Source organism: Methylococcales bacterium (genome assembly GCA_030949405.1).
In the GTDB taxonomy this organism is placed as follows: Bacteria; Pseudomonadota; Gammaproteobacteria; order Methylococcales; family Methylomonadaceae; genus WTBX01.
Map to the genome: position 1 here is coordinate 1709198 of JAUZSN010000002.1, position 22223 is coordinate 1731420.

General features: G+C 35.6%; 21 protein-coding genes. 5 read left to right on the forward strand and 16 right to left on the reverse strand.

The genetic code is table 11. The features are described from left to right. Nucleotides 1–54 precede the first annotated feature (54 nt). Genes Q9M50_08910 through Q9M50_08920 form a run of 3 tightly spaced genes read right to left on the reverse strand, consistent with a single transcriptional unit; the run spans nt 55 to nt 1597 of the window. The gene (locus tag Q9M50_08910) at nt 55–708 is read right to left on the reverse strand and encodes a hypothetical protein (GenBank protein MDQ7090751.1); all 654 of its coding nucleotides are present in this window, start codon (nt 706–708) and stop codon (nt 55–57) included. Nucleotides 709–717: 9 nt separating this feature from the next. Then, nucleotides 718–1389, reverse strand: coding sequence for an MFS transporter (locus Q9M50_08915; GenBank protein MDQ7090752.1), 672 nt, complete (start codon nt 1387–1389; stop codon nt 718–720). Between the two features lie 40 nt (nt 1390–1429). Beyond that, nucleotides 1430–1597, reverse strand: coding sequence for a hypothetical protein (locus Q9M50_08920; protein ID MDQ7090753.1), 168 nt, complete (start codon nt 1595–1597; stop codon nt 1430–1432). A 675-nt stretch (nt 1598–2272) separates the two neighbouring features. On the opposite strand from Q9M50_08920, the gene dksA reads away from it, so the two are divergent. Continuing rightward, nucleotides 2273–2704 (forward strand): RNA polymerase-binding protein DksA, encoded by a 432-nt coding sequence (dksA, locus tag Q9M50_08925; protein MDQ7090754.1) that lies wholly within the window; start codon nt 2273–2275, stop codon nt 2702–2704. Continuing rightward, complete coding sequence (gene gluQRS / locus Q9M50_08930; protein ID MDQ7090755.1) at nt 2685–3605, forward strand: tRNA glutamyl-Q(34) synthetase GluQRS; 921 nt, start codon at nt 2685–2687, stop codon at nt 3603–3605. The genes dksA and gluQRS overlap by 20 nt, the downstream gene beginning before the upstream one ends. 70 nt (nt 3606–3675) lie before the next feature. Here the strand turns inward: gluQRS and Q9M50_08935 are convergent, their stop codons facing one another. Beyond that, complete coding sequence (locus tag Q9M50_08935; protein MDQ7090756.1) at nt 3676–7125, reverse strand: AAA family ATPase; 3450 nt, start codon at nt 7123–7125, stop codon at nt 3676–3678. A gap of 444 nt (nt 7126–7569) precedes the next feature. Here Q9M50_08935 and Q9M50_08940 point away from each other — a divergent pair, with 444 nt between their 5' ends. Then, nucleotides 7570–8895 carry a hemopexin repeat-containing protein gene (locus Q9M50_08940; GenBank protein MDQ7090757.1) on the forward strand — a complete coding sequence of 442 codons (1326 nt, stop codon included), beginning with the start codon at nt 7570–7572 and terminating at the stop codon, nt 8893–8895. Nucleotides 8896–8913: 18 nt separating this feature from the next. Continuing rightward, nucleotides 8914–9384 (forward strand): DUF697 domain-containing protein, encoded by a 471-nt coding sequence (locus Q9M50_08945; protein MDQ7090758.1) that lies wholly within the window; start codon nt 8914–8916, stop codon nt 9382–9384. Nucleotides 9385–9464: 80 nt separating this feature from the next. Here Q9M50_08945 and Q9M50_08950 read toward each other — a convergent pair whose 3' ends face one another. Then, nucleotides 9465–10679 carry an N-acetylmuramoyl-L-alanine amidase gene (locus Q9M50_08950; protein ID MDQ7090759.1) on the reverse strand — a complete coding sequence of 405 codons (1215 nt, stop codon included), beginning with the start codon at nt 10677–10679 and terminating at the stop codon, nt 9465–9467. A gap of 29 nt (nt 10680–10708) precedes the next feature. Then, the gene (gene tsaE / locus Q9M50_08955) at nt 10709–11170 is read right to left on the reverse strand and encodes a tRNA (adenosine(37)-N6)-threonylcarbamoyltransferase complex ATPase subunit type 1 TsaE (GenBank protein MDQ7090760.1); all 462 of its coding nucleotides are present in this window, start codon (nt 11168–11170) and stop codon (nt 10709–10711) included. A 162-nt stretch (nt 11171–11332) separates the two neighbouring features. On the opposite strand from tsaE, the gene Q9M50_08960 reads away from it, so the two are divergent. Further along, nucleotides 11333–11680, forward strand: a complete 348-nt coding sequence (locus Q9M50_08960; GenBank protein ID MDQ7090761.1) for a zinc ribbon domain-containing protein YjdM — start codon at nt 11333–11335, stop codon at nt 11678–11680. A gap of 62 nt (nt 11681–11742) precedes the next feature. Here Q9M50_08960 and Q9M50_08965 read toward each other — a convergent pair whose 3' ends face one another. The 10 genes from Q9M50_08965 to Q9M50_09010 form a co-directional block, all read right to left on the reverse strand. Further along, on the reverse strand, nt 11743–13026 hold the full coding sequence (locus Q9M50_08965; protein ID MDQ7090762.1) for a glycosyltransferase: 1284 nt from the start codon (nt 13024–13026) through the stop codon (nt 11743–11745). After that, nucleotides 13026–14084: a glycosyltransferase family 4 protein gene (locus tag Q9M50_08970; GenBank protein MDQ7090763.1), complete on the reverse strand. Its 1059-nt coding sequence runs from the start codon at nt 14082–14084 to the stop codon at nt 13026–13028. Before Q9M50_08970 ends, Q9M50_08965 begins: the two co-directional genes overlap by 1 nt. Continuing rightward, nucleotides 14081–15841, reverse strand: a complete 1761-nt coding sequence (locus tag Q9M50_08975; GenBank protein MDQ7090764.1) for a methyltransferase domain-containing protein — start codon at nt 15839–15841, stop codon at nt 14081–14083. Before Q9M50_08975 ends, Q9M50_08970 begins: the two co-directional genes overlap by 4 nt. Before the next feature lie 52 nt (nt 15842–15893). Further along, entirely contained in the window at nt 15894–16751 is an 858-nt protein-coding gene (locus tag Q9M50_08980; GenBank protein MDQ7090765.1) for a class I SAM-dependent methyltransferase, read from the reverse strand. Then, on the reverse strand, nt 16741–17970 hold the full coding sequence (locus tag Q9M50_08985) for an ABC transporter ATP-binding protein (GenBank protein MDQ7090766.1): 1230 nt from the start codon (nt 17968–17970) through the stop codon (nt 16741–16743). The genes Q9M50_08980 and Q9M50_08985 overlap by 11 nt, the downstream gene beginning before the upstream one ends. Beyond that, nucleotides 17970–18764, reverse strand: coding sequence for an ABC transporter permease (locus Q9M50_08990; GenBank protein MDQ7090767.1), 795 nt, complete (start codon nt 18762–18764; stop codon nt 17970–17972). Before Q9M50_08990 ends, Q9M50_08985 begins: the two co-directional genes overlap by 1 nt. A gap of 9 nt (nt 18765–18773) precedes the next feature. Beyond that, the gene (locus Q9M50_08995) at nt 18774–20207 is read right to left on the reverse strand and encodes a mannose-1-phosphate guanylyltransferase/mannose-6-phosphate isomerase (GenBank protein MDQ7090768.1); all 1434 of its coding nucleotides are present in this window, start codon (nt 20205–20207) and stop codon (nt 18774–18776) included. A 172-nt stretch (nt 20208–20379) separates the two neighbouring features. Beyond that, a complete protein-coding gene (locus Q9M50_09000; protein MDQ7090769.1) occupies nt 20380–21153 on the reverse strand; it encodes a hypothetical protein in 774 nt (257 codons plus the stop codon). Then, on the reverse strand, nt 21144–21653 hold the full coding sequence (locus tag Q9M50_09005; protein ID MDQ7090770.1) for a hypothetical protein: 510 nt from the start codon (nt 21651–21653) through the stop codon (nt 21144–21146). Before Q9M50_09005 ends, Q9M50_09000 begins: the two co-directional genes overlap by 10 nt. A 280-nt stretch (nt 21654–21933) precedes the next feature. Further along, entirely contained in the window at nt 21934–22206 is a 273-nt protein-coding gene (locus Q9M50_09010) for a transposase family protein (GenBank protein MDQ7090771.1), read from the reverse strand. Nucleotides 22207–22223: the final 17 nt, after the last annotated feature.

Here is a 22223-nt window from a genome sequence, read left to right on the forward strand (position 1 = left end):
TGAAATATCGCTAAAAATGATTTGAGTGAGTAAGGATAATTTAGGGGGGAATGGTTATTTTTCTAGTTGTAAATGATTTTGTTCTTTATAGTAACGAATGACCCCTAAAAACAAGACCGCCGTTACAAACATAAGCCCCGTAAAAAACCAAAAATAGCTTGCACCTGCTAATTTACTACTGCCATCGGCATTAATAATAAAAAAATTAACCGCACTGGTAAATAAATTACCGATCGCAACCGACATAAAGAAAAAGGCCATGACAAACGATTTCATACTGTTGGGTGCTTGGGTATATGAAAACTCTAAGCAGGTGACTGAAACCATGACTTCTGCGGCGGTTAATAAAACATAGGCTAATAATTGCCATGCAATGGAAGGCGTTAAACCATCATCTATTTGCATTTGAATCAAGGCAGGAACAGCAAAAGCAATCGCGGTAATAAACATGCCGATGGCAATTTTTCGTAAGGCGGTTAATTCAAATAGGCGGTTTAAAAGCGGGTAAATGCCATAGGAAAAAAGGGGGACTAAGAGGATAATTAATAAAGGGTTGGCCGCTTGGACTTGTGATGGTAAGACTTCAACTCCCCATAAAACTCGATCCATTTTTTGTGCTTGTAATACCCAAGATGAACCTATTTGTTCAAATAAGGCCCAAAACATGGCGACAAATAGATAGATACTGCTTAATTTACCTAAAGTCATTAAGCCGACTCAACTTAATGATTCTTTAACAAAATTCATGCCTGCGGGGGGAATGTGTACAAAACGATGACGGCCCCACCAAAAAGAGATTGTGGCTAATAACATGACTAGGCCAGGAAGACCAAAGGCCCATGATGAGCCATAGTGTTGTAATACCCAAGGAATAATCAACATGGCTGCAAACGCGCCTAAGTTAATGGATAGATAAAACCAGCCGAAGACCTTACTTAATAAATGTTGATTGGTTCGGCCAAATTGATCGCCAAGATGAGAAGATACACACGGTTTAATTCCCCCCGCCCCTAATGCAATTAAACTCTGCCCAATTAATAAGCCCATACGGGTGTCATCTAATGCTAATGCAAAATGGCCAAAACAATAGACAATGGACAAGCAAATAATAGTTCGATATTTTCCTAACACGCCATCCGCTAATAAAGCCCCTAATAGAGGCGTTAAATAAACAGCGGAAACAAATAAATGAAAAAAACCTTGAGCCTCCGCTTCACTCATTACATCCAGTTGTCCCTGTGTATTGGTCATATACTGGGTCATAAAGACAACTAAGATCGCTCGCATTCCATAATAACTAAAACGTTCAGCCGCCTCATTACCCACAATAAAAGGGATACCGTCAGGTAGTTTTTCAGTGGCAACAGGGGAATTTTTATAGTGATTCATTTGGTTTTTACACTCGGTTAGGTTGCATTAGTCAGGCGTTTTATGACGGCTTATTTATTTTGAATTGATTAAATTCAATGTTAAGCCTCTGGTAAAGAGTATTCACCCAAAGAGCCTGTGTATTTTTATTGTAGTGTAACGGTTTTTTTCTAGGATCAGAGGGGGCAATTAAGACTTGAATATTTTCAATCCCTACGGCAGCGAGCATAAAATTAGATTATTAATACGGGCTATGCGTTCTTAAGCGTGGCGTGAATAACCTCATTAGTTTATAAATTTTTCTAATCGGGTCATGGCTTCTTTAATGGTTTCAATCGAGAGGGTATAAATAACGCGTAAATACTGATAACCCGCTAAAAAGGGGGGGTTTTCCATTAAATAAACGTCCAAAAGTACGATTACAGGGATAACAAAGATTGGGCTTGCGTCATTCTTCATCAAGGTTCAACGTTGCCGCTAAGGTTAATAAAAAATGCCCAATAAAAAAATCTAGGCGGTTACGTTAACATCATAATTATCGCTAATAATGTGGGGGTATAATTTTTCGCAATAAAGACGGTCTCTCAGCCGATGATTATTTTATTTCACCTTGTTGAATAAAGTTCATTTTAGCTTGAATAATGAGGTCAGGGGTTGAAAAATAAGGCTCACCCATTTATAAATAAATAGGGTCATGCCCTTGGTTTTTTAATTATTTTACTCGCTGTGATAATAGAATGAAATAAAAAATAATAAAATATTAGCCATTCGTGTTGCCATACGAGGGGTGTGTTTTTCACTCTGTTTTTAAATAAAATTTGAGTGATAATAACAATATTTCTTGCTAACTGCTCACTATTCTGTTAAAAATGCGCAGTTTTTAATTACGCTTAGGAGCTAATGGATGACCGAGTCTAAAAGAGGTGAAAGCCCTTTCAGTTTTATGCCTTATCAAGAAAAAGAAGGTGAAGAGTATATGAATGAGCCACAACAAGCTCATTTTAATAAAATACTTAGCAACTGGAAAAATGAGTTGAGAGCAGAGGTTGATCGCACGGTTCATCATATGCAAGATGATGCGGCCAATTTTCCTGATCCTAATGACAGGGCGACACAAGAATCTGAATTCAGCTTAGAACTCAGAACTCGTGATCGAGAGCGTAAATTGATTAAAAAAATTGATGAAGCGTTAGAGTCTATTGAATCGGATGATTATGGTTATTGTGATTCATGTGGTATTGAAATAGGGGTTCGTCGTCTTGAAGCAAGACCGACGGCAACCTTGTGTATTGATTGTAAAACTTTAGATGAAATCCGTGAAAAACAAATGGGGTGATTTTTCGCTGACGGATTCTTTTATTTACCGAGGGCGATTTGCGCCCTCGCCGACAGGTCAGTTGCATTTAGGGTCACTTTATACGGCGGTTGCAAGTTTTTTAGATGCACGCGCTCATCAAGGACAATGGCTTGTTAGAATGGATGATCTTGATACGCCACGCAATTATGTGGGGGCGAGCGATGATATTCTAAGAACACTTGACGTTTTTGGTTTACATTGGGATGAGTCTGTTTTCTATCAAAGCCAACACGCTCATCGTTATCAGGCCGTTATTAAGCAATTACGTCAACAGCAACGTATTTACCCGTGTATATGTAGCCGTAAAAACCTTGCGGATGCAAATAGTCAGGGAATTTACCCTCAGTTTTGTCGCGATAAAGTTATAGCGGCGGATAAAGAGGTTGCTTTGCGTGTTAAAACCACCGAACAGATTATTCATTTTCAAGACGAATTACAGGGGTTAACGACTCATAATTTATCGACGGATGAGGGGGATTTTATTATTCAGCGCAAAGATAAGATTATTGCCTATCAACTCGCGGTTGTCGTTGATGATAATCAGCAGCGCGTTAATCATGTACTACGAGGGATGGATTTATTAACCTCGACTCCTCGACAGTTATACTTACAAAAATTATTAAGCTTCCCCACGCCTAATTATCTACACAGTCCAATTATTATGGATGAAAAAGGTCAAAAACTGAGCAAGCAAACCTTTGCTAAAGCCATTGATAAGCATCAACCTGAAAAGACGCTTTTTTATATTCTTGAACTTTTAAAGCAACAGCCCCCAGTGACATTAAAAGGCGCGTCGGTGAACGAACTTTTAAACTGGGCTATTGCGCATTGGCAGGTTAAAAACTTACAACAGGTACACGCCATACAATTAAAAAAATAACGGTAAAGACACGATGCTTCACCGCGTCTTCTATTTTTATTCATGTTAACGGGTGAGTTGAACCGTGTGATTAGGAAATTTTACGTAATTTACTTAACCCATTGGGTTTTTTAATCATTTCAATGCGAGTTTTAATCCGCTTTTTAACCCCATCGACATGAGAAATAACCCCGACTATTTTTCCTTGGGCTTTTAAATTTTGTAAGGTCGTCACTACGGTATAGAGTGTTTCTGAATCCAAATTACCAAAGCCTTCATCTAAAAATAACGTATTCATCGCCTTACCATTATTTGCTAATTCAGAGAGACCTAGGGCTAACGCTAGACTGACAACAAAACTTTCACCGCCTGATAATGATTGAGGTAAGCGTCGACTATTTTGTTGATTTGTATCCTCAATTTCTAAGGCTAACCCTGTTTCACTAGGGGCTTGGCGAACGTAATAACGCCCACTAATTTTTTCTAAAATAGTATTGGTTTGTGATAATAATTTTGTCGCCATTTTTAATTGAACACGACGACGAAAAACGTGACCATTTTCATTACTTTCACGTAAATTAGTTTCGGATTCATTAAAGTCTTGTAATTGATATTGTAATTTTTCCGATAAAAGCTGTTGTTGCTGTTCTAAACGCGTTTGACTTCGTTGCTTATCATTTAGATGACGGACTTCATCATTGGCAATGCTTATTTTTTCATTGAGGGCGCGGGTATTGGCCTCTAACTCGGCTACATTAAGCGAGCTAATGGCCCGATTTTTTTCGGCCTCTGAGCGTTCCTGTAATTGAGCATTTTCTGTGTCCATCTGTTCAAGTTGTTGCTGTAAGTTTGCATATTGCGCTTCAACGGTTTCTTTCTCAGCGACTAAAACCAAGGCTTCTTTCAGCGCAGCTAAGTTTGAGTATTGACTGGTATCTAGTTTATCTTTCAAGGCGTGTTCTAGCGTTTCTAATTGCTGTTGTTTTTTTTGAGACTCGTGTTCAACATCAACAATTAAGCCTTGTTTTTCAAGCAGGGTTAAATGTAGGCCAATGGATTCTTCGTGGGTTAATTTTTTTTCATTGTCTAAAATATCCTCGTTCAACTGCGCCATTTTTTGTTGACTGTCAGTCAATTTTTCATTCAATTGTGTTAATTTTTTTGCAGTCTGTTGTTCGCTTTCTTGGTGAGCTTGGTAATCTTGTTCTCGAATCTTTAAACGCTCAGTAAGTTGAGCATCTTTATTTTTTAAAGGCATTTTTTCATTTAATAGGGCTAATTGTGTGTTCGTTTTATCGGTTAATGATTTTTCGTTAGTGACCGATGTTTCAAGCTCTACTTTCAATGTCGCAAGGGATTGAGGTATTTTTTCAGTTTGGTTACTGAGTTGTTCTAACGCTATTTTTAACTCAGATATCTTTTCTTTTTCAATCACTAATTGTTTGTTCAGTTTTTCAATTAATAAGTACTGTTGCTGGAGTACGATTAGGGATTGTTTAAATTCACTCAAATCCTCCTCTTCTTTCTTTAATAAGTCTTTCATTAATGAAAAATTACCAATGTCCATTTTATGGCCTGCAACATTAAGTTTATTACTTAAAATATGCCATTGAGAATTATTAAGTTGTAAATTATTATCATTCGTTTCTTCTTTTTTATCGCGTTTTTCGGCATTAAAAATTTGCTTTTTAAGTTTATCCGCTTTAATAACCAATATTTGTAGTTTGATATTTTGGTCTTTTAGAATCTGTTGTGAATCGGACTCTCTTGGTGGGTTTTTGATAAAGGGATGCTCTAAAGAACCACATAAAGGGCAGGGTTTATCGGTTTCTAAATGCACTCTATGTTGCTGCATTTTTTTTAATAAAGTTTCGTTGATAATTGCTTTTTCTAAGGTATTCCTTAAAAATTGTGCTTCACTTATTTGAGCGGTTATCTCGGCGGCTTGTTGTTCTAATTGCTTGATGGTTAATCGTTCTGCCGTTTTTTTAGCACTAAAAAAGCCTAAAAACCCTTTTTTTGTTACTTGGTTATTAACTTTTGCGAGGGTATATAATTCTTTAAAACCATTAACTCGTTTTTGTTGGTAATCCACCTGTTGTTGGCGTTCAATTAACGGTGTTTCTTGAATCATGACTGCTAATTTTTTTTCAGCATTAACAAGGTCTTGTTTCATTTCTAATAAATTACTAGCACTGAGATGTTCTGTGGCTTGTTTTTTTTCTAATAATTGCTGTGTTTCAAGCATTTGTTTTTCAACAGCTGCATAGTTTTTTTCTAATTGAGCTAACGTTAGCCGAGATTGTTTAAGTTTTTTGGTTTCAGGGAACCCGTCTAATAAGGTCTTGTCGGCTGAATGAGCGGTCATCCAAGTAATGACATCAGCGTGTTTATTTTTATGTGTGGTTAATTCTTTGTGGATCAGTTCAATAGCACTGGATTCGGTTTTTAAAACAACATTTTTTTGTTTAACTTGATAACGTATATCATCAATAACCTTTTTTTGCTCAACCGTATTTTTACCCTCAATAACACGGAGGTCAATTTGAGTCGTAAGTTGCTGTTGTTGTTTCTCAAGTTGTTTTAATTCTCTTTTACTGCGGTCATAATCCAGTTGACTTTGCTTATAATTTTTTTGTTGCCGATCTAAGGTATCAACATCGTCTTTAAAGGTAACGACATCCATTACGGCGTTAATTTTTTGTAATTTTTTTTGTAGTAGTTTGGTTTTCTCACGCGTTATGGCGTGTTTTTTATTCAGTTCAGCGTGTTGTTGTTCAAACGATTTGATTCGTTGATGCCATGCTAATTGTACTTTAGCTTCATTTTGTTGCCGTCGATAGTCATTAAGCTGTTCATTAAAATCCAGTAAATCATGCGCACATGCTTCAGTTTCTATCGAAGACATTAAGGGAAGTTGATCTAAATCGTCTTTAATCTGTGTTAATGCGTGTTCAGATTGTTGTTTTTTGGTGATCAGTTGCTGTTTATGTTCATCATAAATATCATGGCTACTCATTTTTTCCAAAATATCAATGCGTTCATTATCCAGCCCATTTAAAAAAGCGGCAAAATCACCTTGAGCTAACAGCATCGAGCGACTGAAACTATGAAAATCCATCCCCATAATTTCATTTATTGTTGTCGTGACCGTCTGTAATGATTCGGCTAATAATTCTTCCCCTTGTTTATTTAAAGCAAATAAACGCATGGTAGGGTCTAATAACGCCCCTTTCACTTTGTTATTTTTACGGTTGACTTGCCAACGACTTCTAAATTTTTTATCAGCCAATAAAAACTCAACTTGTGCAAAACTTTCGGCAGTATTCTGTGTCATCACATGATCCGCAGGTCGATCAAAACGAAAAGTTTCTCCGTAAAAAGCTAAACTAATCGCATCTAAAATACTTGATTTTCCAGAGCCATTTGGACCAATAATGGCAAAAACACCTGCATTTACGAGTGGTTTTTTTTGAAAATCAATTAGGCTTTCACCCTCTAATGAGTTGATGTTTTTAAAATAAAGATTCAATATTTTCATGGTCAATAGATTTTATTCGAGCGTGTTGAAGGTTGAGTGTAGAATGTAGGTATTATAACGCCGTCTGTTATTTTTCCATAGAGACTAATGTTTATCAAGTTATCAGGTTTAAGCTCAATGTTTGAGCGGTATAAAGCATCATACTCCTAAGCAATAAGTGTACAATGGAAGTCGTTGTTTTATACCTAATTTTTTAATGTTAAAAATATCGGGGTAATTATGCCTTTTTTCTTATTTGGATAAATATAATTCTAATGAATAAAAATCTTCCCTTACCTGGTTTAGAAGTGGTTGGTCGTGGTATTTATTTAAGACCCCCATCAGCCTTACGAACTTAAAACAATTTTATTTGAACAAACCTTAAATGAAGATTGTTTTTACTCCTCAGAAACGAACATAAACTATTCAATTCCTGATAATTATGGGGTTAATAATAGCCCTCCTATGCCACCTAACAAGGCGTTGAATCAATTAATTATTGAAGAGTCTTGGGAGCAGATGAATTGTCAAGTGAGTTTAGACAGTAATTTAGCGATGGGAAACGGTTTATTTACGGTTGATGCTAGTGCAAGCTATAGCAAACAATCTCAGAATGAGGGAGAAGTTTATTATGCTTTACGCACCTCATTTATTCCCCTGTGGAGTGTTTACTTACCTGAAGCGTATCATTGTAAGTTTGATTTAAAAATTCCTGCGCCATTTAAACATACGGACAGAAGAAATTATGAAAAATTTTTTGAGCGTTATGGCACGCATTATGTAAAACGTGTTTGGGTGGGGGGTAAAGCTAATTTCGCTATGACTATCAAAAAAACAAGTGAACTGAGTAAAACGGATATTCAAGCCAGTTTGCAGGTTTCTGCGACAGGTTCTGGTGATCAAAAAATAAGTACTGAATTAAAAAACAAGCAACAAAAAGTTCAGAGTAATTCACAATGTACGGTGTCAGGTAAAGGGGGGGATGAATTAAAATTGGCGGGTTTAAGTACGCTTGATGAAACGGTTTATACTCAATGGTTGATGACTATTAAGGATAACCCGCAAGTCATTGAATTGGAAGTCGCGGGAATATGGACGTTAATTGATGATCCTATCCAGTCAAAAGCTCTTGCAGAGGCTTATAAAACCGCGACAAGCTTTACCCCGATTACCGCTATTTTAGGAATCGAACGGAGTATTTACTTTATTAGTAGTAAAAAGTATTTTTGTTACGATATTGAAAAGTCAATGAGTGAAAGACCTAAACCCTTGGCTGAAAAATGGCCTGTATTCAAAACTATTAAAGGTTTTGAAATGATTGATGCCGCCTTTAAAGGCGATAAATTATGGGATAAAAATGGGGGAAGTTTAGAGAAAAAATTATTCTTTTTTAGTGATAATCAATATTTACGTTACGATATTGAGAATCAGAGCGTTGATGAGGGCTACCCTAAAAAAATTGCCGAAGGCTGGGAAAACCTTCCCTTTCAGCGTATTGATGCGGCATTAAATGCAGGTGAAAATTCGTTATATTTTTTCTGTGGTAATCAATATGTTCGTTATAACATTCGTGATAGAAAAGTCGAAGAAGGTTATCCTGCATTGATTCGAAAACGCTGGTCAGGGGTTGTCTTTGATCGTATTGATGCCGCTATTTATTGGGGGAATGGCAAAGTATATTTTTTTCATGGTAATCAATATATTCGTTATGATATGACTAATTTTCGAGCAGATCCAGGCTATCCTCGTTTTATTACCAGTAGTTATGTTGAAGACTGGAAGTTTTTTTAATCTATTTGGAGAAAAATTATGTCTAATGAATGTAATGAATGTTCATCATCAGCAGAAAAATCTATTTTAAAATACACCATGGTATCAGCGGGTGTGGGGGTTATTCCGATGACATTTGTTGATATTGCCTTATTAACGGGCATCCAATTAAAAATGATTCAGCGTTTATCCACAATTTACGAGGTCTCTTTTTCAAAAGATTTAGCAAAATCTATTATTGCATCACTGGTGGGTAGCAGTATTCCTGCTTCATTTTCAAGTAATTTAGTGAGTCTCGTACCTGGATATGGAATGGCGGTAGGCATTATTAGCCGCTCTGTCTTAGGTTGTACGTCTACTTACGCAATAGGAACTGTTTTTAGGCAGCACTTTGAGTCAGGTGGAACGTTATTATCATTTGATGCCGAAAAAATACAGGCTTATTATCAACAAGAGTTAAAAATAAATCCATCGGATAATAATAAAAATTTTGAAGGTATTGCGCCATAGGGTTAATAGTATTTAGGGTTTAATGTTAGCTTTATGATGGGGTGAATAATCATAAAGCGTCACTTAAGAAATTAATAAAATTAGCGTATCGCGGCCATTCGGGTATTGGCAGGTGCGTATTCTTTAAAATAACTGACGACTCCATTGAAAATTGCATTAGCAATTTTAGCTTGATGGGTGCGGCTTAATAAATTTCTCTCTTCATAGGGATTAGAAATAAACGCTGTTTCCACCAATATAGAAGGGATGTCTGGGGATTTTAAAACCGCAAATGCAGCTTTTTGTACTTGATGCTTATGCAGTTTTCCGATGGATTTGAAATGCTTTAAGACTTTACTTGCCACCTTACGACTGGCTTCCTTTGTTGCATTTTGTGATAAATCCAATAAAACGGAGGCTAATATATCATCTTTATCATCAAGACTTACCCCCCCCACTAAATCGGCAGAATTTTCATGATTGGCTAACCAATGAGCGGCTTCGCTGGATGCACCGTTACGAGATAATGTAAATACCGAGGCCCCTCGTACTTCAGAATTTTTAAACGCATCCGCATGAATAGAAATAAATAAGTCTGCTTTTGCTGCGCGTGCAATTTCCATTCGTTTTCTTAGCTTAATATAATAATCCCCTTTACGAACTAAGATGGCGCGCATTCCTATTTTTTGATTAATCAATGTTGCCAGTTTTTGTGCAATTGCAAAGACGACTTTTTTCTCTTGTGTTCCCTCAGGGCCCTTTGCTCCCGAATCAATCCCGCCATGCCCTGCATCAATAGCGATGATAATATCTTGGCTCTTTGTTAAGATTGTTTTTGGGGTGCCTTTAGAGGCTAGAATAGGATAGTTATTTAACGTAGGGGGGCGATTAATTGAGGGGACAAGGGTTATATTTTTTGAGGCATTGGTTAAATCAACAACAAAACGATGCCCTTTTTTTTCATAGGGGGCAATATTAAAATTACTTTGTTGTACCGTGTGTTTTAAATCAACAACGACTCTTAAATCCGCTGCATTTTTTTTACCACTGCGGATGCGTTTAAAATGCGGATGACTTGTTGGCGGTTGTGTAAGTTGTTTATTTAACCGTGCATTTTTAAAATCAATTACTAGACGTGATGGGGCATCTAATAAAAAAACATTACGAACAATCGAAGATGAGGTATCAAAAACAACACGTGAATGGGTAATATCGTTTGAATAGTTAACCGCACTAATTTCAACTTGATTTGCAACGGATGCGAATGCTAAAAATTGTAGCCCGATCAATAAAAATAATTTCCAGAAGATATGCATGTTCTATCCTAATAATAACTTGGATTAGATTATAGCAGTAGGTTATTGTTTTTCCATTTTAGTTCGATAGTTTTTTGTGATTTTTTAGACAATTTTAAAATCCTTTTATCCGCTTCAACCCTAAAGTTTAAAACTAGATCGGGTTCAGGTAGGAAGTTTTCACCTAATTCAGCCCATTCTATAAAGCAAATAGATTGTTCTTCCATATAATCTCGAATCCCGATGAGTTCTAACTCTTCAGGGTCGGCAATACGGTATAAATCGAAATGAAATATTTTTTGCTGATTTATTTCATATTCTTCAACTAAGGTATAGGTTGGACTCTTTACGGCCCCTTGATAGCCTGCCGCTCTTAATAGACTGCGTACTAAGGTTGTTTTACCAGCACCCAGTTGACCGTGTAAAAAAATTAAATAGTTAGGGGGTAGGGCATTCCAAAGTGCTGCTGCAAAATGCTCGGTTTCGTCTAATGTTTCTAATTCAATATTCAATGGATTGAGTCCTAATAATTTAAAAATTGAAGGCCAGTTTAACAAATAATAATGCGATCAAAAAAATGAAGGTTTCAATTTGAAGGAATTCCTATCATAACTTGATCTATAGTAAGATAGGGCTGAAAAATTTAGTTTAACCAATCAATAGAGGCTGTAGTTATGAGTGATTTACCCCGTTGTATAGAATGTAATTCTGAATATACGTATGAAGATGGGGCTATGTATATTTGTCCAGAATGCGCTCATGAGTGGGTAAAAAGTGCGGATGAAGACGTTTTAGAAAATGAAAACCAAATTAAAGATGTTAATGGTAACTTGTTAATGGATGGCGATACGGTGACGGTTATCAAGGATTTAAAAGTAAAAGGCTCATCACTGGTGGTAAAAATTGGCACAAAAGTTAAAAATATTCGCCTTGTCGAGGGTGATCATGATATTGATTGTAAAATTAATGGGATTGGCGCGATGAAATTAAAGTCAATGTTTGTAAAAAAAGTGGACGGTTGATTCGCTTATTTTTACCTTATATTTTTAATCATTCCTATCTTGTTTTAACGGAATGATTAAATTTAAAAAATGGCTTCAATTTTTTTCAAACAGCCGCGTAATAAAATATCATCATCAATAATATCAAGTTCGTTAAAAACTTTAGCTAACCGAGGGTAAAGGGGTTTATTTAACTGGCCATTATATTCATGATATAAAATAGCTTGGTAATGTTCTATATAGGATTCAAAATTAAAATGTTCTAACGCATACGCTGTAATAGCGGCTGTTTTTAGGTGTAAATAATCAGTCTCTAAATATTTGAGTAATAATGCTTGTAAGCCTTGTTTTAATTCTACAGCGGAAACTTTATCAACAACGTCAGGTAACTCATGATACCAGCCTACATTATTCACAATCACAGGAATACCCAATTGTAACCCTTGCATAACAACCGCTGAGGTTTCACCCATCGTGGGAACCCTTAAAGCCACAATTACATCGGTTTGGATTAGTAACTCATGGTAGTAAGCTTCATCAATCCGTCCGTGAATAAAAACCTTATCGTCTAAACCCAGTTCTGCGGGTAATGAAAAAATAGATTGACAGGTTTCGTTAACCGCACCGACGACATCGAGTCTAAAATCAAAGGGTTGATCCAGTGCTTGAATGCTCGCAAGTACTTCAATGACAGTATCTACTTTTTTTTGTAAATCAACTCCGCCAAAGACCCCAATTCTTAAACAGTTTGAAGCCTTGATTTTTTTAGGTAACGGTTTTAAATCGTATAATTGTTCAATGCAATAAACATTCAGTCGTGGAAACACCGCTTTGACTCGATTTAAAGCATATTGAGAATGAACAATACAGCTATCGGCATATTGAACAAATTCTTCAAATAAGGGGAAATCAATCACTTCATTTGATTCCCATACCGAAGTCCCCTCAGTTAATTTTCTCTCAATATAGGCTTTATTTTCTTTGCCATAATGATTTTCGATAATATTAAAATAGCCTGCGGTCATTTGTTCATTTTCATAATTCATTCCTGCAATCATATGATGTAAGACTAAATCATGTAAATGAACAATGCCCCCGTATTTTTTTAATAATGCCAGCATATAGTGATGATAATGAATATTATTTCCTAACTGATAAATAATTAAATCGTAATCATCCAATGCATTATTATCCGCGAGTGTATTAATATTTATAACCTTGCAATTAAGTAGGTTATCAATCATCGCATTAGAAAACAGAGTAATCGTTACCGTTTTATGATGATTAAATCCCTTTAATAAATGAAAAACATAATCAGAAATTCCACTTTGTTGCGGGGGGAGTGGGCTTAATAAGGCGATCTTCATTAGATATTTTCCAAAACGAGCTTTTCTAAGACGTTATTCCAGCTAATTGATTTTGCAAAGTCATAGCCATTACGAGCCATCTTTTTTAATTGGGACGGTGATAACTCATATAATTTTTTAAGCGTATGGGCAATGGCTTCGGGTTTATTTTCAACCACAAATCCACTTTCTGTATTTTGAACAAGGGTGGCTACCTCACCTGAATCATAACAGGTTATGACGGGTTTTTTAGCTAAAAAAGCTTCAATAGTCGCATAACCATAATCCTCATCATAAGGGGCATAAAAAACAGCTTTGCAATGGGCTAAATAATTACTCAGTTCTTCTTCACTTACATAACCGAGCATTTTACAGCGATCGGTTAATTTATTCGCTTCAATCAATGCTTGAAGATTATCACTTTCTGAGCCTGTTCCAATAAAATAAGCTTTTGTTTTTTTAGAACTGAGCATCATGGCTTTAACCAGTAAATCAGCCCGTTTCATTTTTTCTATACGACCAATAAATAAGACATAATCCCCATAATCCCCCGACACTATTTTATCGGCAAAGGGGGCGGGTGGATACAAAGTTTCAGCACGAATGCCATTAAAATTTTGTAAACGAGCGGTTACATTGTCCGCAATCGTGTATTTTTTTACGGATTCTGAAATAAAATCAACATCTATTTTTCTAATTTTATTACGTATAATATCTGAATTTGATTGACGCTTTATCTCTTCAGGGTAATCAAATTCTGTATTTTCAAGGTCGTATAACACTCGATGCTGATGAACCAACCATAGTATTTTATTACTGTGTTGGGCAGCATAAGTGGGAAATTTAGTGGGAATCACTAAATCAATTTTTTTACCGCAGCTTTCTGATAAATCTAATAACCGCCAAGCCGCTATATCATTAAGCATTTGCTCTTCAGGATACCATTTAAAGGGTAATTGAATGAGTTCTGCTTGAATTCCATCCAGTTTGTTAATTTCTTTGACTAAACTTTCATTTAATAACTCAGCACCCCCTCTAACAAAAGGCACTTGAGCCCCTAATACAGCAACCCGTTTCATACTTTATGCCCAATAATTGCGTAATCCATTTCATTGTAAAAATGCGCTTTGATAAACTCATCATCTGAGGTGGTTTCATAAAAATCTGAATATTTGTGTAGGCGTTTAATTTCAGTTTTTTCAAAGCCGCGTTGTTCAATTGTAAAGCGCATAGTCTCTGGGACAAGGGGGTTGTGATGCGAAGGATCGGTGTAAAAATTACACCCGCCGACTAGTAAGTTTTCAGGGTTAGGCGTTTCAAAAATAATGGTCCCTCCAGGTTTAAGAACTCTTAAGCACTCATCAAAAAAAGCAATTAAAACTTTAAAGGGTAAATGTTCAATGATATGAAAGCCTGTTACGGCACCAATGCTACTGTCTTGAAGAGGACGTAAATAATCAAGAATATCAGCCTCGGTTGCCTGTAATCCTCGCTGTTCACACTCTCGGATCATAATGCAATTTAAATCCACCCCTTCGGCACGAATATTCTGATTTTGCAATAATTCTAACCATTCCCCTCGACCACAGCCCATATCTAAAACTAAGGATTTATTGGTTGCATTTAAGGCCGCTTCAAGCGTGGGTAAATAAACTTTTTGACGTTGTTGTATATCGTTACGCGTTCCTCTAAATTTATCTTCAAAGGCCACATACATCGCATCAAAAATATGATCTTCTTCTTTGGCTATTGTGGTCAGTTGTTCAACAGAAAAAGGTTCGGGTAAGCGTTTTCTAGCTTCTTCTAATAATAAATTTAATCGACGCTGATTATCGATAAGATTAATTTTATGATCACTAAAGGTTGTTTTATGTTCATCGAGACGACATTTATTGGCGTTAATTTTTTCTAAGGCCTTAATCATTTCCGTTTGATTGGCTTTCGTGGCTAAATTAATTTCTAAGGAACCATAATCGACTCGTAATTCTAACTCCTTATATAAAGCAGGGTAGTCTACTTTTGCTTCGAGTAGGGATGTTAGGGAAATATAATCGACTTTTTCTTCTAATTCAGTTCGGTTAACTTTACTGGCTAATTCGGAACGTTCGGCTTTAGCATCTAATTCAGAACGTTCGACTTTATTTACTAATTCGGAACGTTCGGCTTTTTGTGCGATCGCGAGGTGCAAACTATTCAACTTTTCTTCTAAGTTTATTTGTAACCGATCCTCGAGTGCATTTTTTAATTTAACTTCTAAAATTTCAGCCAATTGCTCCACTTTTATTTCAGGAATTTGACTATGGGCTTCTAATTGGCGAATTTGATTAATGAGCAAAGGTAATCGTATGATTGCCATTATTATTTTGAAAATAAAACCAATTAACGGTATTTTTCCAATGAGCATTACGGTATAAGGAATTTTTAATCCCTTGACTGTGATGCCTCTTTTTCGCCCTTCTTTTGAAAACCGTATTTTGGCAACAATTTCTTTTTTTGACAGTTGTCCCTGTCGTGCCAATAAAAGATAATGATTCATTTCCTCGGCATCGGGTTTTCGTTTTAAAAGCCCTTTAAAAATATTTGTTATAAATAATTCATCGTGATGAACACAAAAATCATTAATATGATAACGGTTGTTATTTGGAAAAACAGTGTCTACTTTTTTTAATTTTTCCAACGGGGCTAATAAAGAGATATCCAAATTTAAGTTCAACTTTAATTGTGATTCCACGGCGACGGCTGACGCTGTTTCAACGACCTGTGACTGTTTATTTTCATCTCTTAATTTTTGCATTATTGTATCAATGTTTAATTTTGGAATGACTTTTTTTTCCATAATTTAATTCCCCTTATTTTTTATTATAAACAACCGATTTCTAATAGGGTGTCTAATTTTTCTTTAGTGCCTTTATACGAGCCATAACCCAGCGTAAAGGCTGAGTAATGCGCCAAGAATGACTTAAATAAATACGATTAACCGCCACCTGAATTTTAGCGTCAATTTGTTGATCGTAAAGATTGGCTAATTTTTTTAATTCCTGCCCATAATTGGCTTCAAAAGCGGGTTGAGTCGCGGTCATTAATTCATCCTGGCCTAATTTTTGAGCCACAATCGCATAATCAAGACTTACTCGACTTAAGACATCTAAAAGGGTGATATCATCCCCTTGTTCAATGGCAAACGACGGTTCTTGTAATCGTAATATTTTTACTTTATCAAAGCCATAATACTCAGGTAAAAAAGATAAAAGCAAGGGCGGTAATGGGTTTTTATGTGTTGGGTCAAGATAAAAAGTTGAGGTTCCGACCACAATGTTTTCAGGATTAGGGGTTTCAAGAATAAGTAAGCCGCCTGGTTGTAAAACACGTAAGGCTTCTTGGACTAATTGTTGTAAATCTGCAAAAGGAATGTGTTCGGCAACATGAAACCCTGAAACAATTAATTGGCTCGCATCCGCTAATGAATTTAAAAAAGCAATCGCCTCTTTATTTTGAACGTTGAAGCCTTTTTTTCGTGCTAAATCAAGCATTCCTTCATCAAGATCAACCCCTTGGGCATCAATTCCCCATTCTTTCAATAAGGCTAACCATTCGCCACGTCCACATCCTAAATCAACGGCATTTGCCTTAGGCGATAATTTAATTAAGGATTCGATGAACGGAAAATAAACCTCTAAACGGGTTTGAATTAATTCAGATGATCCTCGATATTTTTCTTCAAATGCTTGATAAAAATCAGTCTTCATAAATAATTTCCGTTTTAGGGGGTAACCAACTCATTCCAACAAAAGACGATTTATTAAGATTAACCACGTTAAAAACTAAGGCTAAATTTCGCCATTCATAATTTTTTTGAATATGGGTTGAGGATGAGTGAAGCGCAACCGCAATCGAATAAGACCCTTTTCCTAAGTTGGCATCAAACTTAAATTGGTAGGTTATCAATTGTCCTTTTTTTACATTTTCATGATGGTTTTTTAAGTGATGGGTATTGGTACCATAAATAGATTGCCCTAGCCTATCTTTTATCATGTAGCCTAAGACCAGTTCGGGAATATCTTCTTTGGCTTCTACTTGAATGGATAGGCAAACTTGTTCACCGACATCAACCGTATCAATTATTTCATTCGTTTCATTGAATAGCTTTATATCTTTAATAACCGCTTCCCCTGTCCCTGATGTCGTTTGAATGCGAGCATCCTCTGTTTTTTGTTGTTGGACATTTTCATTTTCTCGATCAGCGAGTAAGGCATTATAGAAATCCATGATTTCTTCAGGATTACCTTCTTTCGCAACATGACCTGCATCTAATAAAATGGCTCGGTCACACATCGTTTGAATGGCCAATTTATCATGAGAAACAATCAGTAAGGTTGTTCCTTGTTGACGATAATCTCGAATTCGATCAATACTTTTATGTTGAAAATAGGCATCACCCACAGATAGGGCTTCATCAACAATTAATATATCAGGACGGACCGCCGTCGCGACACTAAAGGCTAACCGCATTTGCATTCCACTCGAATAGACGCGAACAGGTTGGTCGATATACTCTCCAATTTCTGCAAATTGCTCAATTTCTGGCATTAATTGGGTTAAATCGTTAACGGTATACCCTAAAAGTTGCCCCGACATAAAAACATTTTGTCGTCCCGTAAAGTCAGGATGAAATCCCATGCCTAATTCTAATAAAGCGGCAACGCGTTTCCCTGTAATCTGAACCTTCCCTGTGGTTGGCTGAGTCGTTCCTGTAATCATTTTTAATAAGGTGCTTTTTCCCGCCCCATTAATACCAATAATGCCCATAGCTTCACCAGGACTTACTGAAAAGTTTATATCCTGTAATACCCATTTTAAATGGTGTCTTGGTTTGATAAAGGGAATAACCCATTCAAAAAGACGTGACCAGCGTGTTGGGTATTGCTTATAGGCTTTACCTAAATTTGTAACCGTAATTGCGCCCATTACAATTCATCCACCATGTCACCTGCATGTTTACGAAACAAAGTCAGCCCGATGATACATAATAAAAGGGAGAGGGCTGAAACAACCCAGAGTTCTTGCCATTGAGGCAATTCACCTTTAACAAGAATGGTTTGATAGGCTGAAATAATATTGACCATAGGGTTTAAATCGACAAAGGTGCGTAATTGCTGAGGAATAATACTAATGGGATAGACGATGGGGGTTAACCAAAACCAAAATTTTAAAATAATTGTGGAAAGTTGCCCTATATCTCGAAAAAAAACATTGAGAATGCCAAGTGTTATGCCTAAACCAATGGCAAAAATAATATTGATTAATAAAACAGGAAAAATAGCAAAATAATTCCATCCTGGAAAATTATCAGAAACGATTAAAAAAAGACTGAAGAGGGTAAAAATAATTGAAAAATTAAGAACCGCATTAGCAACCACAATTATAGGTAGGCAGAGACGTGGAAAACTTACTTTTTTAAGTAAATTGGCATTATCAATAAAGACACTTTGCGCACGGTCAACAATTTCAGAAAATAACTCCCACGTTAAAATTCCTGCGCAAAGATATATGCTATAAGCAAAAGTGGTATCAATTCCCGGTAGTTTTGCACGCATGACTTGTGAAAAAATGACCGTATAAACCACAATCATTGCCAATGGGTTAATGACTGTCCATGCAGCCCCTAACATTGAATTTCGATATTTAGATTGAAATTCGCGTTTGACACTGCCTAAAACAAATCCTCGGTAATCCCAAAGTACACAGAGTAAATTTTTCAAAATTAGCCCTTATCGTCCGTAAACGTCATCAAAACGTTCGATGTCATCTTCAGCCACATAATCCCCGACTTGAACTTCAATCAGTTGAACGTCAATTTTACCCCGATTTTCTAAGCGATGTTTTTCACCGACAGGAATATAGGTTGATTGGTTTTTAGTGACGATCATGGTTTTATTGTTGCAGGTAACCGTGGCTGTTCCTGATACAACCACCCAATGCTCAGATCGGTGTTGATGGCGTTGTAAGGATAGAGCCGCCCCTGGATTAACAATAATTCGTTTTATTTTAACCCCAGGTTGTTCTTCTAATACCGTATAGGTTCCCCAAGGACGACGAACGGTTAAGTGTAATAGATGTTCTGTGGCATTGCGTTTTTTTAATTCTTCAACCACCTCTTTAACGCGTTGAGTGTCCCCTCGTTTAGCCAATAAAATCGCATCAGCAGTTTCAATTAGGCAAATATCCTCTAAACCAACCGCGGCAACTAGGCGATGATTACTTTGAAGTAATGAATTATTGCAATCTATAGCAAAGGCATTACCCTGAGTAACGTTCCCATTTCCATCATGAGGGGATATTTCATGGACGGCATCCCAGCTACCGACATCGTTCCATTGAATGTTACAAGGAAGGACTAATAATTTATTTTCTTGCGCCACTACTTTTTCTAATACCCCATAATCAATGGAAATATTAGGCATTTCTTCAAATACTTTATCTACGGATTCTTGGAGTGAAAGTCCGTGTTGATGGTTTTCTAAAATGGTGGTTAATACGGAATCGACTTCAGGTAAATATTTTTTTATAGCATCAAGTAATACCGAGGCTTTCCAAACAAACATGCCTGAATTCCAAAAATAACCGCCTTCTTTTAAATAATCTTCTGCGGTTTCACGATTAGGTTTTTCAGTAAAGCCTTCAACCATGAATGTATGAGCGGGCAATGGCTCGGGATAATCTGTTTTTGCCTTAATGTAGCCAAAACCTGTGTCCGCATGTGTGGGTAAAATACCAAATGACACTAAATAATCGTCAGAGGCCGCCTCTATTGCGCGCTCTATGGCTTGATGAAACGCCTCAATATCTTGAATAACATGGTCTGCGGGAAGAACCAACATGATAGGGTCTTCATGATTATCTTGAAGCTGTAAATAAGCTGCGGCCAATGCAATCGCGGGGGCTGTATTTCTGCCGACTGGTTCAGAGATAACTTGATAAGGTTGTAAGGCGTGATACGCTTCCCCCGTCACATGTTCTTGACTTGAAACTACGATTACATTTTCAGTGGCACAAAAAGGGGCAATTCTATCAGTGGTCGCTTTTAACATGGTTTCTTTGCCATCAAGACAAAGAAATTGTTTAGGAATTTGTTTTCTGGATAAAGGCCATAAACGCGAACCTGTGCCGCCTGCTAAAACAACTGCTCTTACTGTTTTTTTCATAATAGGGTTTCCAATTTATGCCTGTGTAGTATTTAGATAATGCACATTATTGAGAATAATTAAACTACTTTACAGTTTTTTATATCTTTAAAAATAGTTTTAAGATGGTAATGTTCTAAAAAATATAGTATTGATATTTAATTAATTAACTGTAACGAAAAAATACCATTTTTTATACTGCTTCATAATTTAATGGCTTAATTATTTTTGAAATTTTAATTCCCTCTTCAAGATCCTTTTTCATCTTAAACTCACCAATACTAACTAATTCTTTCTCTAAAAGCACAGTTTCTTCTTTATTAAATATTAGATCTTTCTTCAAAATAGGATTGATTTTAAAATTTTCAAAAACATAATTAAATCTATTATATTTCCCCCAAAGCCCTTTTTTTGTTAGTTTTTCGTACTTTTTCATTAAATCAAACTTAATGGAAGCCTCAGCTTGCTTAATAGTATTTGAATATAGTTCATCTTTTATTTCATTTTCATTAACCAACCCCATAAATTGAATAACATCGTTAGTGTAAGTAGTGATTCTTTGGGGGAAACTATTTTTTTCATTAATAATTATAACAACTGATTTATAATTTTCATCAATATTTAATATATCAATAAATAACCAATATTTACTTAGATCAGGTGTTTCATGTAGCCAAAAATTAACCTCACTATCCTTATTTAAGTTAGTTACAGTTAACCGATTGCTTTTTTCCTGAGGCGTTTCATGGAAAATAGCTGAAATACTGTTAAGCTCTTCTTGGGACAAAAAGTTTGTTAATGTCTTCCAAATTAATTCTTGTGATTCTTCATCACTTTTATCTTCAAAAATTTCATCCGCTACATAGCCTACGATTTTATTTTCGACATCAAAGTGAATATCAAAAAGTGGAGATATTAATGTCTGCTTACGATGAAAAGATTTTTTTATTTTTTCTATCAAGTCCATTTTCTTTTTCCTATTTCAACTATTAAATTTGCAGCTTCAAAAGTTTGTTTAAAATGATCATAAAAGAGCATATTGAATTTATCATCAGCATTTCTATGCTGGTTAATAGAATTCTGCAGTTGAGTATGCTTTTTATTTGAACAATTTAGTTCTGATAATATTAATCTAATCATTCTATCTTTAGAGGTATAACGTAAATCATTTCGCCATATTTTATTAAGTTTTTTTATGGAAGTTGTTAAGTCTTTCTTTTCTTCAAGACTAAGCAATGTGGCAATTTTAGAATCTAAATAAAGAAGTTCCAAATCATGTTTAGAATTAAATTCAGTCGTTATTTTTAAAATATATGCTCGTAGCATACATTCCACAGCAACACCCGCACAATATAATGAAAAAATAATAGATTGATTAGTATTCAACATAAGATTTCTTAAATCTTGATTTCTTAATAATGAGGCTTTAAAATAATCAGTAGATGTAAAACGAGAGTCTATTTTCATTAATGATACCTATAACCTGAATTTTGTTTAAATGTACTTACGTTTATATGGATGTAAACTATGATATTTTTAATAGTGTGACGTAATTAAAACGATGTATATAAATTTCTAATGAAAATGATGTTATTGAAAATTTTTTGTTTATTTAGCTAATACTTTTAGTTTATCTATCATTATTTCAGGTAATTCAAGTAAGATCTTTTTAGTTGATGGTTTAAAACTTGGTAAAACTATCCCAAAGAACCAATAATCTATATTAGACTTGTTCTTTAAGAAGAAGTTAATATATCATGTTAAAATTCCATAGGATAGCCGCTAAAAAAGAAAATAAATCTTTTACACCTTCTTTTTTATTTCTAAACTTGTCAACTAGGCATCTATATCTTTTCATTCCACCGATTACATGCTCAACAATGACTCTTTCACGACTCATCTCTTTGTTTTCTTTTTTTTGATTTTCTGTTAATGTTGGGTTTGGATTATGCTTAGATTTATTTGGTTTTTTATGAGGAATATTTACCGAATTAGTTTTATATTCATTATTAAACCCCAAATAACCTAAATCAATAA

What these genes read in the sequence shown, in the direction of transcription:
- Q9M50_08910 (MDQ7090751.1), bottom strand. Translation starts at nt 708, where the DNA reads ATGACTTTAGGTAAATTAAGCAGTATCTATCTATTTGTCGCCATGTTT.
- Q9M50_08915 (MDQ7090752.1), bottom strand. Translation starts at nt 1,389, where the DNA reads ATGAATCACTATAAAAATTCCCCTGTTGCCACTGAAAAACTACCTGAC.
- Q9M50_08920 (MDQ7090753.1), bottom strand. Translation starts at nt 1,597, where the DNA reads ATGCTCGCTGCCGTAGGGATTGAAAATATTCAAGTCTTAATTGCCCCC.
- dksA (MDQ7090754.1), top strand. Translation starts at nt 2,273, where the DNA reads ATGACCGAGTCTAAAAGAGGTGAAAGCCCTTTCAGTTTTATGCCTTAT.
- Q9M50_08935 (MDQ7090756.1), bottom strand. Translation starts at nt 7,125, where the DNA reads ATGAAAATATTGAATCTTTATTTTAAAAACATCAACTCATTAGAGGGT.
- Q9M50_08940 (MDQ7090757.1), top strand. Translation starts at nt 7,570, where the DNA reads ATGCCACCTAACAAGGCGTTGAATCAATTAATTATTGAAGAGTCTTGG.
- Q9M50_08945 (MDQ7090758.1), top strand. Translation starts at nt 8,914, where the DNA reads ATGTCTAATGAATGTAATGAATGTTCATCATCAGCAGAAAAATCTATT.
- Q9M50_08950 (MDQ7090759.1), bottom strand. Translation starts at nt 10,679, where the DNA reads ATGCATATCTTCTGGAAATTATTTTTATTGATCGGGCTACAATTTTTA.
- Q9M50_08960 (MDQ7090761.1), top strand. Translation starts at nt 11,333, where the DNA reads ATGAGTGATTTACCCCGTTGTATAGAATGTAATTCTGAATATACGTAT.
- Q9M50_08965 (MDQ7090762.1), bottom strand. Translation starts at nt 13,026, where the DNA reads ATGAAGATCGCCTTATTAAGCCCACTCCCCCCGCAACAAAGTGGAATT.
- Q9M50_08970 (MDQ7090763.1), bottom strand. Translation starts at nt 14,084, where the DNA reads ATGAAACGGGTTGCTGTATTAGGGGCTCAAGTGCCTTTTGTTAGAGGG.
- Q9M50_08975 (MDQ7090764.1), bottom strand. Translation starts at nt 15,841, where the DNA reads ATGGAAAAAAAAGTCATTCCAAAATTAAACATTGATACAATAATGCAA.
- Q9M50_08980 (MDQ7090765.1), bottom strand. Translation starts at nt 16,751, where the DNA reads ATGAAGACTGATTTTTATCAAGCATTTGAAGAAAAATATCGAGGATCA.
- Q9M50_08985 (MDQ7090766.1), bottom strand. Translation starts at nt 17,970, where the DNA reads ATGGGCGCAATTACGGTTACAAATTTAGGTAAAGCCTATAAGCAATAC.
- Q9M50_08995 (MDQ7090768.1), bottom strand. Translation starts at nt 20,207, where the DNA reads ATGAAAAAAACAGTAAGAGCAGTTGTTTTAGCAGGCGGCACAGGTTCG.
- Q9M50_09000 (MDQ7090769.1), bottom strand. Translation starts at nt 21,153, where the DNA reads ATGGACTTGATAGAAAAAATAAAAAAATCTTTTCATCGTAAGCAGACA.
- Q9M50_09005 (MDQ7090770.1), bottom strand. Translation starts at nt 21,653, where the DNA reads ATGAAAATAGACTCTCGTTTTACATCTACTGATTATTTTAAAGCCTCA.